Below are 23352 nucleotides of genomic sequence, written 5' to 3'. Positions count from 1 at the left end.
TTGATGGCCTATGGTGTAATTGGCAGCACGACGGTTTCTGGTTCCGTTAGTCTAGGTTCGAGTCCTGGTAGGCCAGCTCGCAGAGCTCATCTGCACTCGCGGGTGTTCGTCCAAGGACACAGCATCCGCAATGCCCCCGTTGTGTAGCGGCCTAGCACGCCGCCCTCTCAAGGCGGTAGCGCCGGTTCGAATCCGGTCGGGGGTACAGATCCTTCCCGCGGGGACAGATCGGGTCGCACCCACTGTCCCTGATGCAGGATCGCTAGGGCCCCCGTTGTGTAGCGGCCTAGCACGCCGCCCTCTCAAGGCGGTAGCGCCGGTTCGAATCCGGTCGGGGGTACGGTTGGTACTGGACCTGGTCTAGACCACATTGGGCTATGGTGTAATTGGCAGCACGACGGTTTCTGGTTCCGTTAGTTTAGGTTCGAGTCCTGGTAGCCCAGCTGGATCAAGTGAACACGCAAGATCCTTGCCCCCGTTGTGTAGCGGCCTAGCACGCCGCCCTCTCAAGGCGGTAGCGCCGGTTCGAATCCGGTCGGGGGTACAGATACGGCAGAGGGCCTTCCCGTCAGGGAGGGCCCTCTCGTCATTCCCCGGGCGCCCGCTGCCCGTAGCGCCGGCCGGACTCCTCGGCCTGGGACATCCGGCGCAGGCTCAGCAGGACCGGCTCGTACAGCACGGTGAGCGCGACCGCCGCCTCCAACTGCTCGTCCGGCGACTCGTACCGCTCGATCAAGTCCAGGTCGGCGACGGCCAGTTGCGCGCCCGCCCGCGCGTACGGCGCCAAGTCCGCCACGCCACACGGGTATCCGAGCCGCGTCAGGGTGCTCACCGCGGTCACCAGCATCCGGTACGCCGGTGATTCGGCCCCGTACTCCCGTGCGCCGCGCCAGTCGAGCCGCTCCAGCAGGGCGTCCACCGTCCGGCGCGCCTCCTCCTCGGACGTATCGGGCCCGGTGGCCTCCGGGCCGTGCGGCAGGGCCCATACCGCCGTCCCCAGACGGGAGTTGTGGTCCAGCGAGTCGTCCTCCAGTGCGGTGAGCACCTCGCGCGCCGATGCGATCGGCACCCGGCCCACCTGGACCAGCGCCCGTACCAGCCGGAGCCGCCGCAGATGGGTGTCGTCGTACTCGGCCTGCGTCGCCGTCACGCGGTGGCCCGGCGGGACCAGGCCCTCGCGCAGGTAGTACTTGATCGTGGCCGTGGGGACCCCGCTGCGCCGGCTCAGTTCCGCCAGTCTCATCGGTGTGTGCCTCCTCTTGCGCTCCTCTTTGGAGAGTGGCACTATCCAATCATGGATAGCGAAACTATCCAATGTTCGGCCAAGGCTCCATCAAGGGGGAACCGCCATGAGCAGCAAGCCGATCGAAGGGCGCATGACCGACGCGGCGGAGGGCGGCGTGGTCGTCTTCCACATCGGGATGCGCATCAACTCCTTCCGCGCCGTCCGCAGCTGGTGGCCCGTCTTCCTCGCGATGCCCCGGATGCTCAAGGAGCTGTCGCGGGACCGGGAGAGCGGAATGCTGGGCTACCGGCTGCTGTTCGGCGGGGCGCGCCTGGTGTACGTGGTCCAGTACTGGGAGTCGCAGGAGAAGCTGCTGGCCTACTCGACGGCTCCGGACAAGGCCCACCGGCCCGCGTGGGCGGCCTTCAACCGCCGCCTGAGGGAAGGGCGGGGCAAGGTCGGCTTCTGGCACGAGACGTTCGTCGTGCCGGCCGGCGCCCATGAGGCGGTGTACGTGAACATGCCGCGGTTCGGCTTGGGCGAGGCCGCAGGCGTCGTACCGGTCGGGCGCCGCGGGGACCGGGCGGCGGACCGCCTGAAGGCGGCCTGAGACGCAAGCGGTCTGAGACGCAAAGCAGCCTGAGGCAAGAGAAAAGCGCCGGAAGGGACCGCCGCGGCGTTGAGGCGGTTCCTTCCGGCGCTGTGCTGTCTGCGGGCCGGCGCTCCGGGCGCCGGGGGTCAGCCGCCGGTGCGGCGCAGGGCTTCGGAGAGGCGTCCGGCGGCGTCGATGACCGCCTGGGCGTGCATGCGGCCGGGGTGGCGGGTCAGGCGCTCGATCGGTCCGGAGACCGAGACGGCGGCGACCACGCGGTTGGAGGGGCCCCGCACGGGCGCGGAGACGGACGCGACGCCCGGCTCGCGCTCGCCGATCGACTGGGCCCAGCCCCGGCGCCGTACGCCCGAGAGCGCCGTCGCGGTGAAGCGGGCGCCCTGGAGGCCGCGGTGCAGCCGCTCCGGCTCCTCCCAGGCCATCAGGATCTGCGCCGACGAGCCCGCCTTCATGGTGAGCGTCGAGCCGACCGGGACGGTGTCCCTCAGGCCCGAGAGGCGCTCTGCCGCGGCCACGCAGATGCGCATGTCGCCCTGGCGGCGGTAGAGCTGCGCGCTCTCGCCCGTGACGTCGCGCAGATGCGTGAGGACGGGGCCCGCCGTGGCCAGCAGGCGGTCCTCGCCCGCCGCAGCGGCGAGCTCCGCGAGGCGCGGGCCGAGGATGAAACGGCCCTGCATGTCCCGCGCCACCATCCGGTGGTGTTCCAGTGCCACGGCCAGTCGGTGTGCCGTGGGTCGTGCGAGCCCGGTGGCCGCGACCAAGCCCGCGAGGGTGGCCGGACCGGACTCCAGAGCGCCCAAGACAAGGGCTGCCTTGTCGAGGACGCCGACGCCGCTAGAGTTGTCCATGCGTCGATACTCGCGTCTCACTCTGTGAAACGCAAGTTCAAATTTCTGCGATACCCGCCACTCTGTAGGGGCGATCCGCGGACCAACGGATCGGCGGTCCACGTGCGGTACGAGGGGTACGCGCGTCGGCCACCACATTCTCTAGTTGAGCCGGCGAACCGGCCGGTCGGAGGGAAAGCGATGGGTAGGACACTGGCGGAGAAGGTCTGGGACGACCACGTCGTCCGGCGCGCCGAGGGCGAGCCCGACCTCCTCTTCATCGATCTGCACCTGCTGCACGAGGTGACCAGCCCGCAGGCCTTCGACGGTCTCCGCCAGGCCGGCCGCCCGGTGCGGCGGGTCGACCTCACCATCGCGACCGAGGATCACAACACCCCGACCCTCGACATCGACAAGCCCATCGCCGACCCGGTCTCGCGCGTGCAGCTGGAGACGCTGCGCAAGAACTGCGCCGAGTTCGGCGTGCGCCTGCACCCGCTGGGCGACGTCGAGCAGGGCGTCGTCCACGTGGTGGGACCGCAGCTGGGACTGACCCAGCCCGGCACCACGGTGGTCTGCGGCGACTCGCACACCTCGACCCACGGCGCCTTCGGCGCGCTGGCGTTCGGCATCGGCACCTCCCAGGTCGAGCACGTCCTCGCCACCCAGACGCTGCCGATGGCGCCGCCGAAGACCATGGCCATCACCGTCGACGGTGAACTGCCCGACGACGTCACGGCCAAGGACCTGATCCTCGCGATCATCACGCAGATCGGCACCGGCGGCGGCCAGGGTTACGTACTGGAGTACCGCGGATCGGCCATCGAGAAGCTCTCGATGGAGGCCCGCATGACCATCTGCAACATGTCCATCGAGGCGGGCGCCCGCGCCGGGATGATCGCCCCGGACGCGACCACCTTCGACTACATCAAGGGCCGCGCCCACGCCCCGCAGGGCGAGGACTGGGACGCCGCGGTGGCGTACTGGGAGACCCTGAAGACCGATGACGACGCGGTCTTCGACGCCGAGGTCTACATCGACGCCGCCTCGCTGGCCCCGTTCGTCACCTGGGGCACCAACCCGGGCCAGGGAGCGCCGCTTTCGGCGAACGTCCCCGATCCGGCTTCGTACGAAGACGCTTCGGAGCGCTTCGCCGCCGAAAAGGCCCTGGAATACATGGGGTTGACCGCCGGGCAGCCGCTGCGGGACATCAAGGTCGACACCGTCTTCGTAGGTTCCTGCACCAACGGCCGCATCGAGGACCTGCGGGCCGCGGCCTCCATCGTCGAGGGCCGCAAAGTCGCCGACGGCGTACGGATGCTGGTCGTCCCCGGCTCGGTCCGGGTCGCCCTGCAGGCCGTGGAGGAGGGCCTGGACAAGGTCTTCACCGCAGCGGGGGCCGAATGGCGGCACGCCGGCTGCTCGATGTGTCTGGGCATGAACCCCGACCAACTCGCGCCCGGCGAGCGCTCGGCCTCCACGTCGAACCGCAACTTCGAGGGCAGGCAGGGCAAGGGCGGGCGCACCCACCTGGTCTCCCCGCAGGTCGCCGCCGCCACCGCGGTCACCGGCCACCTGTCCTCGCCCGCCGACCTGTCCGACGCCCCCGTCACCGCCGGAGTCTGAGACCCATGGAAGCTTTCACCACGCACACCGGCCGGGCCGTTCCGCTGCGCCGCAGCAACGTCGACACCGACCAGATCATCCCCGCCCACTGGCTGAAGAAGGTCACCAGGGACGGCTTCGAGGACGGGCTCTTCGAGGCCTGGCGCAAGGACCCGGAGTTCGTCCTCAACAGTCCCGAGCGCCAGGGCTCCACGGTCCTGGTCGCGGGCCCCGACTTCGGCACCGGCTCGTCCCGCGAGCACGCCGTGTGGGCGCTGCAGAACTTCGGCTTCAAGGCGGTCATCTCCTCCCGCTTCGCCGACATCTTCCGCGGCAACTCGCTGAAGAACGGCCTGCTCACCGTGGTGCTCGACCAGTCGGTCGTGGACGCGCTGTGTGAGCTGACGGAGCGCGATCCGCAGGCCGAGATCACGGTTGACCTGCGGGATCGCCAAGTCCGCGCGGAGGGCGTCACCGCCGACTTCGAGCTCGACGAGAACGCCCGCTGGCGGCTCCTGAACGGCCTGGACGACATCAGCATCACCCTGCAGAACGAGCCGGCCATCGCCGCGTACGAGACCGGGCGCCCCGCGTACAAGCCGCGGACCGTGCAGGTCTGACAGCGCGGAACACCCCCGCAACACCCTGATGTACCCCCAATCGTGGACGGTTGGGGGTACATCTGTGTGTGGCCCCCGGGCGGCCCCGCTGACCTGAACGGGTGGTCTCAACTCCCTTGTCGGACACGGAAGAAGAGGCCGGAAATCCCCTTGTACTCGGCGAGACGGGGTACCCTCGGAACGGCTGCGGGCGGCGGCAGTTACCCCCTGCGGAGGCGACAACTCGCCCCAGATGGCACAATCGGTGCATGGGACGTGACAGCCAACTCGAGCTCTACGGGCTCGTCGCGGACCAACTGAAGGAAGCGCACGCAAGAGTGCGCGCACTGCAAGTCCCGGAGGGCGTACGGATGGCGCTGACCCGGAAGCTGCTGGTCATTACGGCCGCGGCCAAACACGATCTCGCCGATGCGGCAAGGCGTCTGGAGCGATTGATGGCGACTCTCGACGAAGCGGACGAGGGCCGATTCCCTCAAGACACCTGATCCGCAGCCTCAACGGGCCTTCGAGGAACTCCGAGATGGCCCACTTCGTTGCGGCACAAGGGTGATTAGCCCGTTTCGTGTTTGATTTGCGGTATATATCTGCCTAACGTGCGAAAAAGCCGGAGTATTTCGCTCCCGGCAATGTCTCCGAAGGGGAAGACGTGAACAAGGCGCAGCTCGTAGAAGCGATTGCCGACAAGGTGGGTGGCCGTCAGCAGGCCGCCGACGCCGTGGACGCGGTCCTGGACGCCGTCGTCCGTGCCGTCGTCAGCGGTGACCGCGTTTCGGTCACCGGTTTCGGCTCGTTCGAGAAGGTCGACCGCCCGGCCCGTTACGCCCGCAACCCGCAGACCGGGGAGCGCGTGCGGGTCAAGAAGACCTCGGTTCCGCGGTTCCGCGCGGGTCAGGGCTTCAAGGACCTGGTGAGCGGCTCGAAGAAGCTCCCGAAGAACGACGTCGCGGTCAAGAAGGCGCCCAAGGGCAGCCTGACCGGCGGCGCTTCGGCGACCGTCAAGAAGGCCGCGGCCAAGAAGGCCACCGCCAAGAAGTCGGCCGCGAAGACCACGGCGACGGCCAAGAAGGCGACGGCGAAGAAGGCCACCGCCAAGAAGGCCACCCCCACGGCGAAGAAGGCGGCCGCCAAGAAGAGCACCGCCAAGAAGTCGGCCGCGAAGACCACGGCGACGGCGACGAAGGCGACGGCGAAGAAGACCACCGCCAAGAAGGCCACGCCCACGGCGAAGAAGGCCACGGCCAAGAAGACCGCGCCGGCGAAGAAGGCCACCGCCAAGAAGGCGCCCGCCAAGAAGTCGACGGCGCGCAAGACGACCGCCAAGAAGGCCACGGCCCGCAAGAAGTAAGGGCACGAGGGCACTCACGCGCCGGGCCGGACTCCCACGGGGGAGCCCGGCCCGCGTCGTGTGTCCGGGCCGCTCCGGGCCGGTGTCGCCGGTCCTAGAACGTCTGCAGGGTCACCAGGGTGATGCGGCGCGCCTCGCCCTCGCCGTCGACCTCGATGCGCACGCGCTGGCCAGGACGCAGCAGCCGCAGCCCGCCCGCGTCGAACGCGGGCGCCCCGAAGGGCACGGGGGTGCCGTCGTCGAGCAGCACGCTGCCGCTGCGGGTCTCGGAGTCGTATGTGTACGCGGTGGCCTGCATGGAGAGCAGCGTACTCAGTCGGCGATGAGCAGCCGGGCCGCGGCCGCCGCGGTGCGCGGACCCACGCCGAGCGCGAGGGCGGCCCGCAGATCGTCGCCGGTGTCCACGTCCTGCCGCACGGAATCGACGCCGGCGAGTGGGAGTTCCACCGCTCCGGACGCCGCGTGCCGGGCCCGTGAGGCCGTACCGAACGCGGGACGCAATTGCGTTCCCGCGCCCGCGCACAGCAGCGTCGTGCCGATTCCCGCGGCATCCGGCATGAATGCGCGGGGAAATGCGGCGGCCTCGTCGAGGGCGCGGGCCAATTCCGGCGCGCGCAGGGCGGGCAGATCGGCGTTCAGGGCCGCGACGGGCGCCTCGGGGCGTTCGGCGCGCACCAGGCCCGCCCCGTGCGCCAGAGCGGCGTTGAGGCCGCCTCCGGGGGTGTCGGGGACGACGCGGGCGCCCAACGCCACCAGCTCGCGGCGCGCGAGGGCGTCGTCCGTGACGACCGCCACATCCCGTACCGCCGGGCACGCGAGCGCCGCGGCCACGGTGTCCTGCGCGAACGCCAGGGCCAGGCCGGGGCGCAGGCCCTCACCGGAGGCGGCGGCGAGCCTGCTCTTGGCGCGCGCCAACGGTTTCAGGGGGATGACCAGGGTCCACTGCACGGGCGCTCCGTCCTTCGCGTCGCGCCCATTGTGACCTGCTGAGGGGCCGGGGCGCGGGGGAGCGGGGAGGGGGTGGCGGACGGGGCCCGCACACAGGAGCGGTGCCGGAAGTCGGGTGGGCGTACGGTGTTCTCGACAGACCGGCAGCCTGGGGCGACACTTGTGCGGCCGAACAGGCTCATGGAAGAAGGTGTCCGCGTGTCCCGCCGCCGAATCGGCTTCTGGTACCGCCTTGCGGCGGTGATTGCTAAACCGCCGCTGGTGGTTCTGTTCAAGCGGGACTGGCGGGGAATGGAGCACATTCCTGCCGAAGGCGGATTCATCACCGCGGTGAATCACAACTCCCATATCGACCCGTTCTCGTACGCGCACTTCCAGTACAACACCGGACGAGTGCCGCGTTTCCTGGCAAAGGACGGCCTTTTCAAGGGCGGTTTCGTCGCCAAGGTCATGAAGGGCACGGGCCAGATCCCGGTCTACCGCGAGACGACGAACGCGCTGGACGCCTTCCGCGCCGCGGTCGCCGCCATCGAGCACGGCGAATGCGTCGCCTTCTACCCCGAGGGCACCCTCACCCGGGACCCCGACCTGTGGCCGATGACGGCCAAGTCCGGGGCCGCGCGGGTCGCCCTGAAGACCCAGTGCCCGGTGATTCCCGTCGCCCAGTGGGGCGCCAACCTCGCGCTCGCGCCGTACAGCAAGAAGCCCGCCTTCTTCCCGCGCAAGACCCTTCAGGTGAAGGCCGGGCCGCCCGTCGACCTGTCGCGCTTCTACGGCAAGGAGCCGACGAACGAGGTGCTGCGCGAGGTGACCGAGGCCATCATGGCCGCGATCACCGAACTCCTGGAGGAGATCCGGGGCGAGAAGGCCCCCGAGACGCCGTACGACCCGCGCAGGGCCCGGCTGGAACAACGGCGCAAGGCAGCCGGCCGCAGCGCCGCGCAGAGCGCCCCAGAGGGCAGCACAGAGAGCACCCCGGAGGACAGCAAGTGACGAACCCCGTGAACTCGGCGGGCCGCGTGAAGGCCGCCGTCTTCGGAACGGGCTCCTGGGGTACGGCCTTCGGCATGGTGCTCGCCGACGCGGGCTGCGACGTCACCCTGTGGGGCCGCCGCGCCGAACTCGTCGACGCGGTCAACTCCACGCGGACCAACCCGGACTACCTCCCCGGCGTCGCGCTCCCGGAGAACCTGCGGGCGACCGCCGACCCCGCCGAGGCCGCGGCGGACGCCGACTTCACGGTCCTCGCGGTGCCCTCGCAGACGCTGCGCGGCAACCTCGCCGAGTGGGCGCCGCTGCTGGCCCCGCGGACCGTGCTCGTCTCCCTCATGAAGGGCGTCGAACTGGGCTCCGCGATGCGGATGAGCGAGGTCGTCGAGGACGTCACCAAGGTGGCCGCCGATCGGATCGCCGTCGTCACCGGGCCCAACCTCGCCCGCGAGATCGCCGCACGGCAGCCCGCCGCCGCCGTGGTGGCCTGCCGGGACGAGGCCATCGCCCGGCGCCTCCAGACGGCCTGCCACACGCCGTACTTCCGCCCGTACACCAACACCGACGTGGTGGGCTGCGAGCTCGGCGGCGCGGTCAAGAACGTCATCGGCCTCGCCGTCGGCATCGCGGACGGCATGGGCCTCGGCGACAACGCCAAGGGCTCGCTCATCACGCGCGGTCTCGCCGAGACCACCCGGCTCGGCCTCGCGATGGGCGCCGACCCGCTGACGTTCGCCGGACTCGCGGGCCTGGGCGACCTGGTGGCGACCTGTTCGTCGCCGCTGTCGCGCAACCACACCTTCGGCACCAACCTCGGCAAGGGCATGACCCTGCAGGAGACCATCGCGGTCACCAAGCAGACCGCCGAGGGCGTCAAGTCCTGCCAGTCCGTGCTGGATCTGGCCCGCAGGCACGGCGTCGACATGCCGATCACGGAGACGGTCGTCGGCATCGTGCACGAGGGCACGCCCCCCGTGGTCGCCCTCAAGGACCTCATGTCGCGCAGTGCCAAGCCCGAACGCCGCTGACGGCAGGCCTGACTCCGCACGGGCCAGCGGGTACCCTCAACGCGATATGAGCAGCGAGAACCTCCCCCAGAGCCCTGAGCCGCGCCCCGAGCCGAGCGCTGGGCAGCCGCTCCGCAAACCGCGCGTGGCCGTCGTGTTCGGCGGCCGCAGCTCGGAGCACGGCATCTCCGTCGTCACGGCCGGCGCCATCCTCGGCGCCATCGACCGCACCAAGTACGACGTCCTGCCGATCGGCATCACCACGGACGGCCGTTGGGCGCTGACGGCCGACGAGCCCGAGCGGATGGCCATCGCCGACCGCAGGATGCCGAACGTCACCGAACTCGCCGACTCCGTGGAGGGCGGCGTCGTCCTGCCGGTCGACCCCGGCAACCGCGAGGTCGTCTACAGCGAGCCGGGCTCCGTGCCCAAGGCGCTCGGCGAGGTCGACGTCGTCTTCCCGATGCTGCACGGCCCCTACGGAGAGGACGGCACCCTCCAGGGGCTGCTCGAACTCTCCGGAGTGCCCTATGTGGGCTCCGGCGTCCTCGCCTCGGCCGTCGGCCAGGACAAGGACTACATGAAGCGGGTGTTCGCCTCCTTCGGGCTGAACGTCGGCCCGTACCTGGTGATCCGCCCCCGCGAGTGGCGCCAGGACGAGGCGGGCGCCCGGCAGCGCATCGCCGACTTCGCCGGTGAGCACGGCTGGCCGCTGTTCATCAAGCCCGCGCGCGCGGGCTCCTCGATCGGCATCACCAAAGTCGAGTCCTTCGACGGCCTCGACGAGGCGATCGCCGAGGCCCAGCGCCACGACCCGAAGATCCTGATCGAGGCGCTGCTGCGCGGCCGCGAGATCGAGTGCGGCGTCCTGGAGTTCGAGGACGGCCCGCGGGCCAGCGTCCCGGCCGAGATCCCGCCGGTCCAGACGCACGACTACTACGACTTCGAGGCGAAGTACATCGACTCGACGCCCGGCATCGTGCCGGCGCCGCTGACGCCCGAGCAGACCGCCGAGATCCAGCGGCTCGCGGTCGAGGCGTTCGAGGCGGCGTCCTGCGAGGGCCTGGTGCGCGCGGACTTCTTCCTCACCGAGGACGGCCGGTTCGTGATCAACGAGATCAACACCATGCCGGGCTTCACGCCCATCTCGATGTACCCGCAGATGTGGGAGAAGAGCGGCGTCGGCTACGCGGAGCTGGTGGACCGGCTCATCCAGTCGGCCCTGAACCGCTCCACGGGGCTGCGCTAGCGCAGCCCGACGGGCTCAGGCGATGCCGGTGGGGATCGTCTTCTTGACGGGGGCGGCGAAGTCCGTGAGCGGGCCGAGGCCGTCCCCGGCCCGCTCCTCGGGCAGCGTCACCTCCACGTAGGCGAGCCGCGCCCCGGTGGTGAAGGTGTAGGAGCCGTCGTCGCGCTTCTGCAGGAGCCAGGCGACGCCGTTCACCTTCACGCCGTTCTTCGCGGCGTAGTCGGGGTCGATCATCTCCGGGGGCCGCGGCACACCGCAGCGCAGTATGATCGCCGGGTCTCCCCACCCGGCGGTCAGGTCCGACTTCGGCGCCGGATCGGTGCGCTCCAGGCCGTCGACTTCCCGCGGAAGCCGTGCGTGCAGGTCCCGGCAGAGTCCGGCCGCCTTCGCGTCCGGGGAAGGAACCGCCACCGACGCCCCGTCGTCCGTAGAGGAGCAGGCTGTCGTGATCAACAGCGCGAGAGCGGACGTTCCCATGAGGAGGCGGCGCCGGAGACGGGGGATGTTCACCGGGCCAGGGTAGACGGGGGCTACAAGTGCACGACCGGGCAGGTCAGGGTTCGGGTGATGCCGTCCACTTGCTGGACCTTGGCGACCACCATGCGGCCGAGTTCGTCCACCGTGTCCGCCTGGGCGCGCACGATGACATCGTAGGGTCCGGTCACGTCCTCGGCCTGGATCACTCCAGCGATCTCGCCGATCAGCTCGGCGACGGTCGACGCCTTGCCGACCTCTGTTTGGATCAGGATGTACGCCTGTACCACGGAACCTCCAGGGCGGCCACGAGGATCATGTGGGGAGAAGGGACGCCACGGTACCGCGTCGCCGCTCGCCGCGGGGAGACCCGGGGGACCTGTGGCGCGCACATCGTGGTGGACGAAAGAAGAGAAACGGACGGTCACGTCGACCGTACCGACGACAGACACGGCTCGCGACCGGGGGCCGCGCAGCGCGAAAGGGCATGGTGAGACTCGGTGAAGGGATCCGTGGGCGAGTTGGGGGAGTTCGGGCTCATCAGAGAGCTCACCTCGCGGCTCACCTCCACTCCGGCCGTTCGGCTCGGCCCGGGCGATGACGCCGCGGTCGTGTCCGCTCCGGACCGCAGGGTCGTGGCGAGCACCGACATCCTCCTGGAGGGGCGGCACTTCCGCCGCGACTGGTCCACCGCGTACGACGTGGGCCGCAAGGCCGCCGCGCAGAACCTCGCCGACATCGCGGCCATGGGCGCCGTGCCGACCGCGCTGCTGCTCGGCCTGGTCGTCCCCGCCGAGCTCCCCGCGAGCTGGCCCACCGAGCTGATGGACGGCCTCAGGGACGAGTGCCAGGTCGCGGGCGCCGCCGTGGTCGGCGGTGACGTCGTACGGGGCGACACCATCACCGTCGCCATCACCGCCCTCGGCGACCTGCGCAACCACGAACCGGTCACCCGCGCGGGTGCCCAGCCCGGCGACGTCGTCGCCGTGACCGGCTGGCTCGGCTGGTCCGCCGCCGGGCACGCGGTGCTCTCCCGCGGCTTCCGCTCGCCGCGCGCCTTCGTGGAGGCCCACCGCAGGCCCGAGCCGCCGTACCACGCGGGCCCCGCGGCAGCGGGCCTCGGCGCGACCTCCATGACGGACGTCAGCGACGGCCTGATCGCCGACCTCGGGCACATCGCCGAGTCCAGCAAGGTGCGCATCGACATCCGCTCGGGAGATGTCGACGTGCCCTCGCAGATGAACGACATCGGGCAGGCCGTCGGCGTCGACCCGCTGCAGTGGGTGCTCAACGGCGGCGAGGACCACGCGATCGTCGCGACGTTCCCGCCGGACGTGAAGCTGCCCGCCCGCTGGAAGGTCATCGGCGAGGTCCTCAACCCCTCGGCGCTGCCCCAGGTGACCGTGGACGGCGCCCCCTGGACCAGCAAGGGCTGGGACCACTTCGGGGACAACGGAGACGCGGAGTGAGCGCACCGCCGCGGGTCCTGACCGTCGCCGGGTCCGACTCCGGCGGCGGCGCCGGCATCCAGGCCGACCTGAAGACGATGCTCGCCCTCGGGACGCACGGCATGAGCGTCGTCACCGCCGTCACCGCGCAGAACTCCCGGGGCGTCCAGGGCTTCTGGGCGCTGCCGGAGGAGGCGGTGCGGGCGCAGTACCGCAGCGTCGTCGACGACATCGGCGTCCAGGCCGTGAAGACCGGCATGCTCGCCTCGGCCGAACTGGTCGAGACCGTCGCCGACTTGCTCGCGGGCACGGACGCCCCAACGGTCGTCGACCCCGTCGGCGTCTCCAAGCACGGCGACTCGCTGCTCGCGGCCTCCGCCCTCGACTCCCTGCGCACCCGGCTGCTGCCGGTCGCCACCCTCGCCACGCCCAACCTCGACGAGGTGGCCCAACTCACCGGCATCGAGGTCGAGTCGGAGGACGGGCTGCGCCGCGCGGCGGACGCCGTCCTCGCGTACGGACCGCGGTGGGTGCTCATCAAGGGCGGCCATCTCCGCGGCGACGCCGTGGACCTGCTCACCGACGGCTCCGAGGAGTACGTGCTGCGCGCGCCGCGCCACGACAACCGCCACACGCACGGCACGGGCTGCACCCTCGCCAGCGCCGTCGCCGCGCAGCTGGCCAAGGGGCAGGACGTGCCGGAGGCCGTGGCGGCCGCCAAGGAGTACGTCACCGGGGCGATCGCCGCCGGGTTCGCACTCGGCTCCGGGATCGGCCCCGTGGACCACGGGTGGCGGTTCGCTCAGCCGTAGTTCTTGAGCGTGAGGCCGCCCGCCGGCCGTTCGGTCAGCTTCTTGAAGAGGCAGGCCAGCGGGCGGGAGCCGAGCACGCGGTACACCCGGTCACGGCTGCGGATCCGCCGCTCGGTCGGCGGGGCCAGGAAGGGCCCGACGCGGTCCGAGGACTTCTGGCAGTTCCTGGCGTAGGCGCCGATCTCCGCCTCGTACGCGGCGAACGCGGCCCGGTGGTCGCCGCCCGCGGCCGCGAGCTCGCCGGCCAGGACGTACGCGGACACCAGGGCGGTGCCGGTGCCGATGCCGCCCATCGTGGCGCCGTACCCGGCGTCGCCGAGCAGCGCCACACGGCCCTGTGAGAGCCGGTCGACGTGGATCTGCGCGATGGCGTCGAAGTACAGGTCCTCGGCGCTCTGCAGGCCGTCCAGGGCCGTGGCGGCGTGCTTCCAGGCCATGCCCGCGAAGCGCTCCGCGAGGATCTCCTTCTGGCGTGCGGTGCCGTGCCGGTGGTGGTCGGCGCGGTCGGAGCTGAAGACGAGGGCGACGCCCGCCCTGGTGGGGTCGCCGCCGTAGTTGCTGATCATCATGGTGCGGCCGGGCTCGGTGTAGATGCGGGCGGTGCGGTGGAGGCCGAGGTGGTTGGGCACGCCGAAGCCCGCCACGTAGTGGCCGAGGTGGCGCAGGTACCGCGACTCGTCGCCGAAGACCAGACGGCGGGTGCGGGAGTGCAGCCCGTCGGCGCCGACGACGAGGTCGAAGCGGCGGGGCGCGCCGCGCTCGAAGGTCACGTCGACGTCTTCGGAGTCCTCGGTCAGCGAGGCGACGGAGTCCCCGAAGACGTACTCCACGTCCGCGCGGGTGCGCTCGTACAGGATGTGGGAGAGGTCGCCGCGCAGGATCTCCACGTCGCCGCTCATGAAGAACGCGGGCAGGTCCACCCGCTCCCGGTCGTCGGCCGCGACCACGGTCTGGCGGCCCATGTGCGTCTGGCGCCGGTGCACCTCGTCCCAGATGCCGGTGCGGCGCAGCACGGTGTGGTGGGTCGCGCCCCGGAAGTCGACGGCGAAGCCGCCCTCGCGCAGGGCGGGCGCCTTCTCGACGAGGGTGACGTGGGCTCCGTACCGGACCAGCCACAGGGCGAGCGCGGGGCCCGCGACGCCGGCGCCGGAGATCAGGACGGTCAGGTGGGCGAGGCGGCGGTCGGTGGGGGCGAGGGCGGTGGTGGGTTCGGGCCTCGTGGTGCGGGGTGCCGGGTGAGGTGCCGTGCCGTCCGTCAGTCGATGTGTCATGCCGGGAGCCTCGGGCCGGCCCCTTACCGCCCGCCTACCGTTCGCTGACCGCCGCCGCCCGCAGGCTCCGCCCCTGCTCGAAGGCCTGCTCGTAGGCCGCCGCGGAGAGCCGTGCGCGGGCCGCTTCCTCGACGGGTACGACATCGGGGTCACCGTCGATCAGAAGGCCGCGCAACCCGTGGGCGGCCCCCAGGAGCCGCGCTGCCTCCTCCGGGTCCACGGTCACGGCAAGGGACGCCAACGCCTCGGCCACCTCCGCCAGTTCACCGCTGTCCGAGACGCGGGCGCCGGCCCCCGATGCCCGTACGCCGGTGCCGCAGGCCGACCCGCGGGCCTGCTCGAACCAGTCGGCCGCCTCCCGTACGCGGGACTCGGCGAGCGCGGCGCGGCCGAGGCCGATCAGTATCCGCACCCGCTCCGCGCGGCTGAACCAGTTGGCGGCGCACGCCTCAAGAGCCGCGTCGTAGTGCACGCGCGCGCGTGCCGTCTCGCCGGAGAGCCGGGCCACGTCACCGAGCCCGCGCCGCGCGGTCGCCACCTTGTCGGGGATGCCGACGGAACGGGCGAGGGCGGCGGAGCGCGTGTAGTGGGCCGCCGCCCCCGCCAGGTCGCCCCCGTGCAGCAGAACAGTGGCACGTCGGTGCAACAGGTCCGCCGTCTCCTCGGGCGCCGCCAACTCCCCTACGCGCACCAGGCCTTCGTCGAGCAGTTCCAGGGCCCGTACCCGGTCGCCCCGCCAGTCGGCGAACATGGCCAGCGGATCCAGGCAGTTGGCCATGCCCCAGCGGTCACCCGTCACCCGGAAGGCCGCGAGCGCTCGCGCGAAGGCGGCCTCGGACGCGTCCGCGCGGCCGGCGAACAGCTCCTGGAACCCCAGCCCGAGGTCGAGAAGGGCCACCCCCCAGGGATCCGCGTCGACCTGGGCCCGCACCTCGTCCCGCATGGCCCGCGCGGGACCGCCCGCGATCGACCACAGCACCACGAGGACGGGCCGCCGCAACGGCCGTACGAGCGTGTCGAACAGGCCGTCCGCGCGGGCGACACGGCCCGGTTCGGCGGGGTCGGCGCCGTCCCCCGCGACGGTGTTGATCAGGCAGAGCAGATACTCCTCGACGAGGCCCTCCGGCGGCTTCGGGCCCACCGCCGCCAGCAGGTCGACGGCGAGCACGGTCCGCTCCCCGTACCGCCCGCGCAGCCGCCAGAACCAGGAGAGCGCGGCCATCAGGCGCAGCCCGTCGTGCGGGGCCGCGCGGGTCAGCCGGCGCAGCGCGGCGTCCAGGTTCGGCTGCTCGGCGTCGAGCCGGGCCAGCCAGGGCAGTTGTGCGCCGCCGCGCAGCCGCGGCTCGGCCCGCTCGGCCAGGCGCAGGAAGTACGCGGCGTGCGCGTCCCGCAGCCGGTCCGCCTCGCTCGCCTCGGCGAGCTGCCGGGCGCAGTACGCGCGGATCGTCCGCAACATGGCGTAGCGCCCCTCGACCACGTCGAGGAACGACTTCTCCACGAGGGAGGCGAGCAGGTCCTCCGGGTGCGGCACCCCGCAGACCGCCTCCACGGCGTCGCAGGTGGCCCCTCCGGAGAACACGGTCAGCCGCCGGGCCAGCTCCCGCTCCGCGTCGTCGAGCAGCTCCCAGCTCCACTCCACGACCGCGTGCAGCGTGCGGTGCCGGGGCGCCTTGGTGCGGTCCCCGCGCGAGAGCAGCCGGAAACGGTCGCCGAGGCGGGCGGCGAGCTCGTCCAGGGTGAGGGTGCGCAGCCGGGCGGCGGCCAGCTCGATGGCGAGCGGCAGCCCGTCGAGCGCCGCGCAGATCTCCTCGGTCAGCCGCCGGGTGTGCTCGTCCTGCGGGAGCGCCCTGTCGGGCCGTACGGCGGCCGCCCGGTCCGCGAAGAGCCGGGCGGCGGGCCCGGCGCCCAGCGGCGGCACCGGCCACAGCACCTCCCCGGTGATCCCGAGCCCCTCTCGGCTGGTGGCGAGGATCCGCACCCCCGGGCAGGCCGCGAGCAGCAGCCCGGTGACGCGCGCCGCGTCGTCCACGAGGTGCTCGCAGTTGTCCAGGACGAGCAGCACCTCTCGGTCGCGCAGCACGGACAGCAGCCGTTCCGTCGTGTCGACGCCCTGCGGGTGGAAGCCGTCGCGCACGCCCAGCGCGGCGAGGACCGCGTGCGCCGCCCGGGAGCCGTCGTCGAGCGGCGCCAGCTCCACGAAGCAGACGTCGGGCAGCGGCCGGACCGCCTCGACCGCGAGCCGCGTCTTACCCGCGCCGCCGGGGCCCGTGAGGGTGACCAGGCGCTCATCGGCCAGCAGCGCGCCGATCCGCGCGAGCTCCTCGTCCCGCCCCACGAACCGCGTCAGCTGCGCGGGCACACCCCGCTGCGGGGCCGGTTCGCGGCCCCTCAGCAGCTCCAGGTGGAGCGCGGAGAGCTCAGGAGAGGGCTCGGCGCCGAGCGCGTCCGCGAGGGCGTGCCGCGCCTCCTCGTACGCGGTGAGCGCCTCCGCGGGCCGGCCGGCCGCCACCAGCGCCCGCATCAGCTGCCCATGCAGCCGCTCACTGATCGGATGCTCGGCGAGCAGCCCGCGCAGCTCGGGCACGAGCTCGGCGCCGCCGCCCAGCGCCAGCTCCGCCTCGACGCGGTCCTGCACGGCCGCGAGACGCAGCTCGTCCAGCCGGACCAGGAGGGACCCGGCGTCCGGCAGATCGGCGAGGGCGGGCCCGCGCCACAGCCCGAGCGCCTCCCGCAGCAGACCGGCGGCCCGCGCGGGATCCCCGCCGGCGAGCGCCTCGCGTCCCGCGCGGGCCAGGCGCTCGAAGCGGTACAGGTCCACGGCGTCGGGGGAGACGGCGAGACGGTAGCCGCCCGGCCCGGCCTCGACGGCGAGCCCGAGCCGCCCCCGCAGCCGGGAGATCTGGGACTGCAGCGCGTTCGCGGCGCCGGCGGGCGGCTCGTCGCCGTAGAGCCCGTCGGTCAGCCGCCGTACGGAGACGGTGCTCCCCGCGTCCAGGAGCAGCAGGGTGAGGAGCGCGCGGGGGCGCGGCCCGCCGGGGTCCAGCGGGGTGCCGTCCGGGGCGCGGACGTCGAGCGGGCCGAGGATGCCGAAGCGCATCCGTCAGATTCTGGCAGCACGGCGGCCGGGCACGGCCCGCGCGTGGGCGGACGAAAAGCCGGCCCGCGCGTGGGCAGACGAAAAAGCCGGCCCCCCGAAGGGGACCGGCTTTTTCAGCAACCAGCTAGGTGGCCGCGCTGACGTCAGCGCGAGACCTTGCCGGCCTTGATGCACGAGGTGCAGGCGTTGAGGCGCTTCGGCGTCCCGCTCACCACGGCACGCACACGCTGGATGTTCGGGTTCCAGCGACGGGGCGTACGGCGGTGCGAGTGCGAGATGTTGTTGCCGAAGCCCGGCCCCTTGCCGCAGACGTCGCAGTTGGCAGCCACGGGTCACTCCAAAGACTTCAGATGCACTTACGGTTAATCCCGGCATGCCGGGATCAGTGCAATGATCGGAGTGGCGTTGCCAGGAGGAATGGCCCGATGTGTATCGGGCAACCGGAGCAGCATACAACGACTGCTTCGATAGAACGAAACTACCACGGACGGCCGGGCCCCCGCCCCGGAGCCCGTGTTCATCCGGGGTCTACGCTGCGTCCATTCCGGATGGTCAAGGAGGCGAACAGGTGCCGCAGAACCTCGACGCGGTCGCGGTGCGCGCCTGGTCCCGACTGGCTCTGGACGCCCTCGGCAGGGCCCGCGAGGAGATCGACGCCATCAACGTCTATCCGGTCGCCGACGGGGACACCGGGACGAACCTCTATCTGACAGTGGAGTCCGCCGCACAGGCGGTCGACGCGGCGTTCACGGGCCACGAGCCCGCCCTTCCCTCACTCGCCGAGACGGTGCGCGCGATGGCGCATGGAGCGCTGCTGGGGGCCCGGGGCAACTCCGGCACCATCCTGTCGCAGCTGCTGCGCGGGATGGCCCAGGTCATCGGCGGCGCCGAGGGCGATCCGGACGGCCCGCCCCGGGTCGATGGTGAGGCAGATCACGCCGACGGCCGGGTCCTGGAGCGGGCGCTGCGCCGGGCCGCCGAGTCGGCGTACCAGGCGGTCGCCCACCCCGTGGAGGGCACGGTCCTGACGGTGGCCACCGCCGCGGCCGATGCGGCCACCACCGCCGCCGAGGGCACCGACGACTGCGGGGCGGTGGCCAGGGCGGCGTACGAGGGGGCCTGCGCGGCCCTGGACGCGACGCCCGGACAGCTGGCGGTGCTCGGCCGCGCCGGGGTCGTGGACGCCGGCGGCCGGGGGCTCGTGGCGGTCCTCGGCGCGCTCGTGGGCGCCCTTTCCGGGGAGACGGTGACCCGCAGGAGCGAAACGCACGTACGCGCGGAGGCGCCCCTCGAGATAGGCGCGGACCCGCGCGCGGACGCCGTCGAGTGTGACGAGCCGGCCGGTGAGACCGGTGGCCCCGCCTTCGAGGTGATCTACCTCCTGGAAGCCGACGACGCCGCCGTGACCCGGCTGCGGGCCCGCCTCGACCGGCTCGGCGACTCACTCGTCGTGGTCGGCGGCGACGGCCTCTGGAACGTCCACGTCCATGTCGACGACGCGGGAGCGGCCGTCGAGGCGGGCGTGGAGGCGGGCCGCCCGCACCGCATCCGGATCACCCACTTCGGGGCGGGCGACGCCCACACCACCGCGCAGCCGCCCCGGGAACGCACGCAGCGGGGCATCGTCGCCGTCGTACCCGGAGAGGGCCTCGTCGAGCTCTACGGAGAGGCCGGGGCGACCACCGTGCACGCGCGCGTGGGAGAGCCGCCCGCCAGCGGCGAGCTCGTGGACGCGATCCGGCGTGCGCACGCCCGCGAGGTCGTCCTGCTGCCGAACGACGCCGAACTGCGCCACACCGCGGCCGCCGCCGCGGAACAGGCCCGCACGGAGGGCGTACGGGTCGCGCTGATCCCCACCCGCTCCGCGGTCCAGGGCATCGCGGCGCTCGCCGTGCACGAACCGGACCGGCGCTTCGACGAGGACGTCGTCGCCATGACCTCGGCGGCCGGCGCGACCCGGTACGGCGAACTGGCCGTCGCCGAGCGGCAGTCCTGGACCATGGCGGGCATCTGCCAGGCCGGCGACGTGCTCGGCCTGATCGACGGCGACGTCGCCGTGATCGGCTCCGAGGTGGCCCGCACCGCGGCCTCCGTCCTCGACCGGATGCTGTCCGCGGGCGGCGAGATGGTCACGCTGGTCCTCGGCGATCGTGTGCCCGACACCGTCGCGGAGCACCTGGAGAAGCACGTGCGCGAGACGTACCTGGCCGTCGACACCGTGGTCTACCGCGGCGGCCGCCAGTCCCAGCTGATGCTGATCGGCGTCGAGTAGCGAAGTCGGCAGCGCCCCGGATCCGGGGGACGTCACACGGATTGTCAGTGGCGTGGTGTGCAATGGATCTCGTGCCCGCGCTCGAAGAACCCCTGAAGAAAGTGGTCGGCCCCGCCACCGCGAAGGTGATGGCCGAGCACCTCGGCCTGCACACGGTCGGCGACCTCCTGCACCACTACCCCCGGCGGTACGCGGAGCGCGGCGAGCTCACCCGCCTCGCCGACCTCCCGCTCGACGAGCACGTCACGGTGGTCGCCCAGGTCGCGAGCGCACGCATCCTGAAGTTCAACGGCGGCCGGGGCCAGCGCCTGGAAGTCAGCATCACCGACGGCAGCGGCCAGCTCCAGCTCGTCTTCTTCGGCCGCGGCATCCACAAGCCGCACAAGGACCTGCTGCCCGGCACCCGCGCGATGTTCGCCGGCAAGGTGTCGGTCTTCAACCGCAAGATGCAGCTGGCCCACCCGGCGTACGAGCTGCTGCGCGCCGAGGGCGACGAGGTCGGCGAGGCCGTCGGCTCCTGGGCCGGCGCCCTGCTGCCGATCTACCCGGCCACCGCCAAGCTGGAGTCCTGGAAGATCGCCAAGTCGGTCGACATGGTGCTGCCCAGCGCCCAGGAGGCCGAGGACCCGCTGCCGCCCGCCCTGCGCGACGGCCGCGCCCTCGTCCCGCTCACCGAGGCCCTGCTCAAGATCCACCGGCCGCACTCGAAGGCCGACATCGCCGCCGCCCGCGACCGCCTGAAGTGGGACGAGGCCTTCGTCCTCCAGGTCGCCCTCGCCCGGCGGCGGTACGCGGACGCGCAACTGCCCGCCGTGGCCCGCAGACCCAAGGCGGACGGCCTCCTCAAGGCCTTCGACGCCAAGCTCCCGTTCACCCTCACCGAGGGCCAGGAAAAGGTCTCCAAGGAGATCTTCGCCGACCTGGCGACGGAACACCCGATGCACCGCCTCCTTCAGGGGGAGGTCGGATCGGGAAAGACGCTGGTCGCCCTGCGCGCCATGCTCGCCGTGGTCGACGCGGGTGGGCAGGCCGCCATGCTCGCGCCCACCGAAGTCCTCGCCCAGCAGCACCACCGCTCCATCGTGGAGATGATGGGCGAGCTCGCCCAGGGCGGCATGCTGGGCGGCGCCGAGCAGGCCACCAAGGTCACGCTGCTCACCGGCTCCATGGGCGTCGCCGCCCGCCGGCAGGCCCTGCTCGACCTCGTCACCGGTGAGGCCGGCATCGTCATCGGCACGCACGCCCTGATCGAGGACAAGGTGCAGTTCCACGACCTCGGCCTGGTCGTCGTCGACGAACAGCACCGCTTCGGCGTCGAGCAGCGCGACGCCCTGCGCGGCAAGGGCAAACAGCCGCCGCACCTCCTGGTCATGACGGCCACCCCCATCCCGCGCACGGTCGCGATGACCGTCTTCGGCGACCTGGAGACCTCGGTCCTGGACCAGCTCCCGGCGGGCCGCTCACCCATCGCCAGCCACGTCGTCCCCGCCCAGGACAAGCCGCACTTCCTCGCCCGCGCGTGGGAGCGGGTGCGCGAGGAGGTGGAGAAGGGCCACCAGGCGTACGTGGTCTGCCCGCGCATCGGCGACGGGGAGGACGAGCCCAAGAAGTCCGGCAAGAAGAAGTCGGCCGAAGACAAGGCTGAGGACAAGGCGGAGGAAGAGGCCACCGCCGAGAAGCGGCCGCCGCTCGCCGTGCTCGACGTCGCAGAACAGCTCGCGCACGGCCCCCTGCGGGGCCTGAAGGTGGAAGTCCTGCACGGCCGCATGCAGCCCGACGACAAGGACGCGGTGATGCGTCGCTTCGCCGCAGGCGAGACCCAGGTCCTGGTCGCCACGACGGTCATCGAGGTCGGGGTGAACGTGCCGAACGCCACCGCCATGGTGATCATGGACGCCGACCGCTTCGGCGTCTCCCAGCTGCACCAGCTGCGCGGCCGCGTCGGCCGAGGCTCGGCCCCCGGCCTCTGCCTCCTGGTCACCGACATGCCCGAGGCGAGCCCCGCCCGCGCCCGGCTCGGCGCCGTCGCCTCGACGCTCGACGGCTTCGAGCTCTCCCGCATCGACCTGGAGCAGCGCCGCGAGGGCGACGTCCTCGGGCAGGCCCAGTCCGGCGTCCGCTCCAGCCTGCGCATGCTCGCCGTCATCGAGGACGAGGAGATCATCGCCGCCGCCCGCGAGGAAGCCGTCGCCGTGGTCGCCGACGACCCCGAGCTGGAGCGCCTGCCGGCCCTGCGCACCGCACTGGACGCGCTGCTCGACGCGGAGCGCGAGCAGTACCTCGACAAGGGCTGACGCCGCCGTACGCCATATCGTGGAACGACCACTGTCCAGCCAGAAGGAATCAGATGACCCGCGTGATCGCCGGCACCGCCGGCGGACGCCGCCTGACCGTCCCGCCGGGCAACGGCACCCGCCCCACGTCCGACCGCGCGCGCGAGGGCCTCTTCTCCACCTGGCAGGCCCTCCAGGGCACGCTCGACGGCACCCGCGTCCTGGACCTCTACGCGGGCTCCGGAGCCGTCGGCCTGGAGGCGCTCTCCCGCGGCGCCGCGCACACCCTGCTCGTCGAGGCGGACGCCAGAGCGGCGCGCACCATCAGGGAGAACGTGAAGGCGGTCGGTCTGCCCGGCGCCGAGGTCCGGGCGGGCAAAGCCGCCCAGATCGTCCACGGCGGGGCCCCCACCACCCCGTACGACCTGGTCTTCCTCGATCCGCCGTACGCCGTCGGGGATGACGATCTTCGGGAGATCCTGCTCACACTCCGCTCGGAGGGCTGGCTCACGGACGACGCGCTCGTCACCGTTGAACGCAGTACAAGAGGCGGAGAATTCGGCTGGCCGGAGGGTTTTGAAGCCCTCAGGTCCCGTCGCTACGGCGAGGGGACGTTTTGGTACGGTCGCGCCGCCTCTACGTGCGACGACTCAAGCGTCGCGCCATGACCGGACCGGAGAGCGAGGGACTCACGTTGCGCCGCGCCGTATGTCCGGGGTCTTTCGACCCCATCACCAATGGACACCTCGACATCATCGCCCGCGCCTCCAAGCTGTACGACGTGGTGCACGTCGCGGTGATGATCAATCAGTCGAAGAAGGGCCTCTTCGAGATCGACGAGCGGATCGAGCTGATCCGCGCGGTGACCGCCGACTTCGGCAACGTCGAGGTGGAGGCCTTCCACGGCCTCCTCGTCGACTTCTGCAAGCAGCGCGACATCCCGGCCATCGTCAAGGGCCTGCGCGCGGTCAGCGACTTCGACTACGAACTCCAGATGGCCCAGATGAACAACGGCCTCTCGGGCGTCGAGACCCTCTTCGTGCCGACCAACCCCACCTACAGCTTCCTCTCCTCCTCGCTGGTCAAGGAGGTCGCGGCATGGGGCGGCGACGTCGCCCACCTGCTGCCGCCCCTCGTGCACGAGGCCCTGGTCGAACGCCTGGGCAAGAAGTGACGCGCACACCGATCCACTGACGACCCGTCACCCGGTGTCGGGCGGGCACCCGTCGGCCTTACAGTCGTCCCGTCCGTCTCCCAACCAGCTGTAGAGAGTGGCGAG

General features: G+C 71.9%; 23 protein-coding genes and 5 tRNA genes. 19 read left to right on the top strand and 9 right to left on the bottom strand.

The annotated features are described in order from the left end of the window. The first annotated feature begins 4 nt into the window (after window positions 1-4). The 5 genes from ACFYO9_RS00815 to ACFYO9_RS00795 all read left to right on the top strand — a co-directional run bounded on the left by ACFYO9_RS00815 (window position 5) and on the right by ACFYO9_RS00795 (window position 544). Window positions 5-76 (top strand) — tRNA-Gln (locus ACFYO9_RS00815). 56 nt (window positions 77-132) lie between these two features. Beyond that, a tRNA-Glu gene (locus ACFYO9_RS00810) sits at window positions 133-205 on the top strand. Between the two features lie 62 nt (window positions 206-267). Continuing rightward, window positions 268-340: transfer RNA gene (locus ACFYO9_RS00805), tRNA-Glu, on the top strand. A 31-nt stretch (window positions 341-371) separates the two neighbouring features. Next, window positions 372-443, top strand: a tRNA-Gln gene (locus ACFYO9_RS00800). 28 nt (window positions 444-471) lie between these two features. Next, a tRNA-Glu gene (locus tag ACFYO9_RS00795) sits at window positions 472-544 on the top strand. 42 nt (window positions 545-586) lie between these two features. On the opposite strand, the gene ACFYO9_RS00790 is transcribed toward ACFYO9_RS00795, so the two are convergent. Continuing rightward, window positions 587-1243: a MerR family transcriptional regulator gene (locus ACFYO9_RS00790; protein ID WP_358773973.1), complete on the bottom strand. Its 657-nt coding sequence runs from the start codon at window positions 1241-1243 to the stop codon at window positions 587-589. 106 nt (window positions 1244-1349) lie between these two features. On the opposite strand from ACFYO9_RS00790, the gene ACFYO9_RS00785 reads away from it, so the two are divergent. Next, a complete protein-coding gene (locus ACFYO9_RS00785) occupies window positions 1350-1835 on the top strand; it encodes a DUF4188 domain-containing protein (protein WP_358773971.1) in 486 nt (161 codons plus the stop codon). 128 nt (window positions 1836-1963) lie between these two features. Here the strand turns inward: ACFYO9_RS00785 and ndgR are convergent, their stop codons facing one another. Continuing rightward, window positions 1964-2683 carry an IclR family transcriptional regulator NdgR gene (gene ndgR / locus ACFYO9_RS00780; RefSeq protein ID WP_016642976.1) on the bottom strand — a complete coding sequence of 240 codons (720 nt, stop codon included), beginning with the start codon at window positions 2681-2683 and terminating at the stop codon, window positions 1964-1966. A 180-nt stretch (window positions 2684-2863) separates the two neighbouring features. Between ndgR and leuC the strand changes: the two genes are divergently transcribed. The 4 genes from leuC (at window position 2864) to ACFYO9_RS00760 (ending at window position 6232) form a co-directional block, all read left to right on the top strand. Beyond that, window positions 2864-4288: a 3-isopropylmalate dehydratase large subunit gene (leuC, locus tag ACFYO9_RS00775; protein WP_355811620.1), complete on the top strand. Its 1425-nt coding sequence runs from the start codon at window positions 2864-2866 to the stop codon at window positions 4286-4288. A 5-nt stretch (window positions 4289-4293) separates the two neighbouring features. Continuing rightward, window positions 4294-4887 carry a 3-isopropylmalate dehydratase small subunit gene (leuD, locus tag ACFYO9_RS00770; RefSeq protein ID WP_358773969.1) on the top strand — a complete coding sequence of 198 codons (594 nt, stop codon included), beginning with the start codon at window positions 4294-4296 and terminating at the stop codon, window positions 4885-4887. Window positions 4888-5135: 248 nt separating this feature from the next. Further along, entirely contained in the window at window positions 5136-5372 is a 237-nt protein-coding gene (locus ACFYO9_RS00765) for a hypothetical protein (RefSeq protein WP_355811626.1), read from the top strand. A gap of 161 nt (window positions 5373-5533) precedes the next feature. Then, a complete protein-coding gene (locus ACFYO9_RS00760; protein WP_355811629.1) occupies window positions 5534-6232 on the top strand; it encodes an HU family DNA-binding protein in 699 nt (232 codons plus the stop codon). 94 nt (window positions 6233-6326) lie between these two features. Here ACFYO9_RS00760 and ACFYO9_RS00755 read toward each other — a convergent pair whose 3' ends face one another. Together ACFYO9_RS00755 and cofC are read right to left on the bottom strand one after the other, a co-directional pair. Continuing rightward, window positions 6327-6530, bottom strand: a complete 204-nt coding sequence (locus ACFYO9_RS00755) for a hypothetical protein (protein ID WP_358709463.1) — start codon at window positions 6528-6530, stop codon at window positions 6327-6329. Between the two features lie 14 nt (window positions 6531-6544). Next, window positions 6545-7180, bottom strand: coding sequence for a 2-phospho-L-lactate guanylyltransferase (cofC, locus tag ACFYO9_RS00750; protein WP_358773968.1), 636 nt, complete (start codon window positions 7178-7180; stop codon window positions 6545-6547). 198 nt (window positions 7181-7378) lie between these two features. Here cofC and ACFYO9_RS00745 point away from each other — a divergent pair, with 198 nt between their 5' ends. The 3 genes from ACFYO9_RS00745 to ACFYO9_RS00735 all read left to right on the top strand — a co-directional run bounded on the left by ACFYO9_RS00745 (window position 7379) and on the right by ACFYO9_RS00735 (window position 10426). Beyond that, window positions 7379-8173 carry a lysophospholipid acyltransferase family protein gene (locus ACFYO9_RS00745; protein WP_358773966.1) on the top strand — a complete coding sequence of 265 codons (795 nt, stop codon included), beginning with the start codon at window positions 7379-7381 and terminating at the stop codon, window positions 8171-8173. Between the two features lie 74 nt (window positions 8174-8247). Beyond that, the gene (locus ACFYO9_RS00740; protein ID WP_388665979.1) at window positions 8248-9198 is read left to right on the top strand and encodes an NAD(P)H-dependent glycerol-3-phosphate dehydrogenase; all 951 of its coding nucleotides are present in this window, start codon (window positions 8248-8250) and stop codon (window positions 9196-9198) included. Between the two features lie 46 nt (window positions 9199-9244). Beyond that, the gene (locus ACFYO9_RS00735; RefSeq protein WP_355811641.1) at window positions 9245-10426 is read left to right on the top strand and encodes a D-alanine--D-alanine ligase family protein; all 1182 of its coding nucleotides are present in this window, start codon (window positions 9245-9247) and stop codon (window positions 10424-10426) included. A 15-nt stretch (window positions 10427-10441) separates the two neighbouring features. Here the strand turns inward: ACFYO9_RS00735 and ACFYO9_RS00730 are convergent, their stop codons facing one another. Both ACFYO9_RS00730 and ACFYO9_RS00725 read right to left on the bottom strand, forming a co-directional pair. Continuing rightward, complete coding sequence (locus tag ACFYO9_RS00730) at window positions 10442-10936, bottom strand: DUF3515 domain-containing protein (protein ID WP_355811644.1); 495 nt, start codon at window positions 10934-10936, stop codon at window positions 10442-10444. Window positions 10937-10956: 20 nt separating this feature from the next. Then, a complete protein-coding gene (locus ACFYO9_RS00725; protein ID WP_355811647.1) occupies window positions 10957-11190 on the bottom strand; it encodes an Lrp/AsnC ligand binding domain-containing protein in 234 nt (77 codons plus the stop codon). A gap of 210 nt (window positions 11191-11400) precedes the next feature. Here ACFYO9_RS00725 and ACFYO9_RS00720 point away from each other — a divergent pair, with 210 nt between their 5' ends. Further along, window positions 11401-12369, top strand: coding sequence for a thiamine-phosphate kinase (locus ACFYO9_RS00720; protein WP_355811650.1), 969 nt, complete (start codon window positions 11401-11403; stop codon window positions 12367-12369). Further along, the gene (gene thiD, locus ACFYO9_RS00715; protein WP_355811652.1) at window positions 12366-13160 is read left to right on the top strand and encodes a bifunctional hydroxymethylpyrimidine kinase/phosphomethylpyrimidine kinase; all 795 of its coding nucleotides are present in this window, start codon (window positions 12366-12368) and stop codon (window positions 13158-13160) included. Before ACFYO9_RS00720 ends, thiD begins: the two co-directional genes overlap by 4 nt. On the opposite strand, the gene ACFYO9_RS00710 is transcribed toward thiD, so the two are convergent. The 3 genes from ACFYO9_RS00710 to rpmB all read right to left on the bottom strand — a co-directional run bounded on the left by ACFYO9_RS00710 (window position 13151) and on the right by rpmB (window position 17857). Next, complete coding sequence (locus ACFYO9_RS00710) at window positions 13151-14431, bottom strand: FAD-dependent monooxygenase (RefSeq protein ID WP_358773963.1); 1281 nt, start codon at window positions 14429-14431, stop codon at window positions 13151-13153. The two genes, thiD and ACFYO9_RS00710, sit on opposite strands and share 10 nt — an antisense overlap. A 34-nt stretch (window positions 14432-14465) precedes the next feature. Then, complete coding sequence (locus tag ACFYO9_RS00705) at window positions 14466-17528, bottom strand: BTAD domain-containing putative transcriptional regulator (RefSeq protein WP_358773962.1); 3063 nt, start codon at window positions 17526-17528, stop codon at window positions 14466-14468. 143 nt (window positions 17529-17671) lie between these two features. Next, the gene (gene rpmB / locus ACFYO9_RS00700; protein ID WP_016642993.1) at window positions 17672-17857 is read right to left on the bottom strand and encodes a 50S ribosomal protein L28; all 186 of its coding nucleotides are present in this window, start codon (window positions 17855-17857) and stop codon (window positions 17672-17674) included. A gap of 239 nt (window positions 17858-18096) precedes the next feature. On the opposite strand from rpmB, the gene ACFYO9_RS00695 reads away from it, so the two are divergent. The 4 genes from ACFYO9_RS00695 to coaD all read left to right on the top strand — a co-directional run bounded on the left by ACFYO9_RS00695 (window position 18097) and on the right by coaD (window position 23247). Then, entirely contained in the window at window positions 18097-19800 is a 1704-nt protein-coding gene (locus ACFYO9_RS00695; RefSeq protein ID WP_358773960.1) for a DAK2 domain-containing protein, read from the top strand. A 62-nt stretch (window positions 19801-19862) separates the two neighbouring features. Beyond that, complete coding sequence (recG, locus tag ACFYO9_RS00690; RefSeq protein ID WP_358773958.1) at window positions 19863-22094, top strand: ATP-dependent DNA helicase RecG; 2232 nt, start codon at window positions 19863-19865, stop codon at window positions 22092-22094. 53 nt (window positions 22095-22147) lie between these two features. Then, window positions 22148-22741, top strand: a complete 594-nt coding sequence (gene rsmD, locus ACFYO9_RS00685) for a 16S rRNA (guanine(966)-N(2))-methyltransferase RsmD (protein WP_355811667.1) — start codon at window positions 22148-22150, stop codon at window positions 22739-22741. Between the two features lie 26 nt (window positions 22742-22767). Continuing rightward, window positions 22768-23247 (top strand): pantetheine-phosphate adenylyltransferase, encoded by a 480-nt coding sequence (coaD, locus tag ACFYO9_RS00680; protein WP_355812005.1) that lies wholly within the window; start codon window positions 22768-22770, stop codon window positions 23245-23247. Window positions 23248-23352: the final 105 nt, after the last annotated feature.

This window comes from Streptomyces sp. NPDC005863 (genome assembly GCF_042871345.1).
Taxonomy (GTDB): domain Bacteria; phylum Actinomycetota; class Actinomycetes; order Streptomycetales; family Streptomycetaceae; genus Streptomyces.
This window is presented reverse-complemented; position numbering and strand designations above follow the sequence as displayed.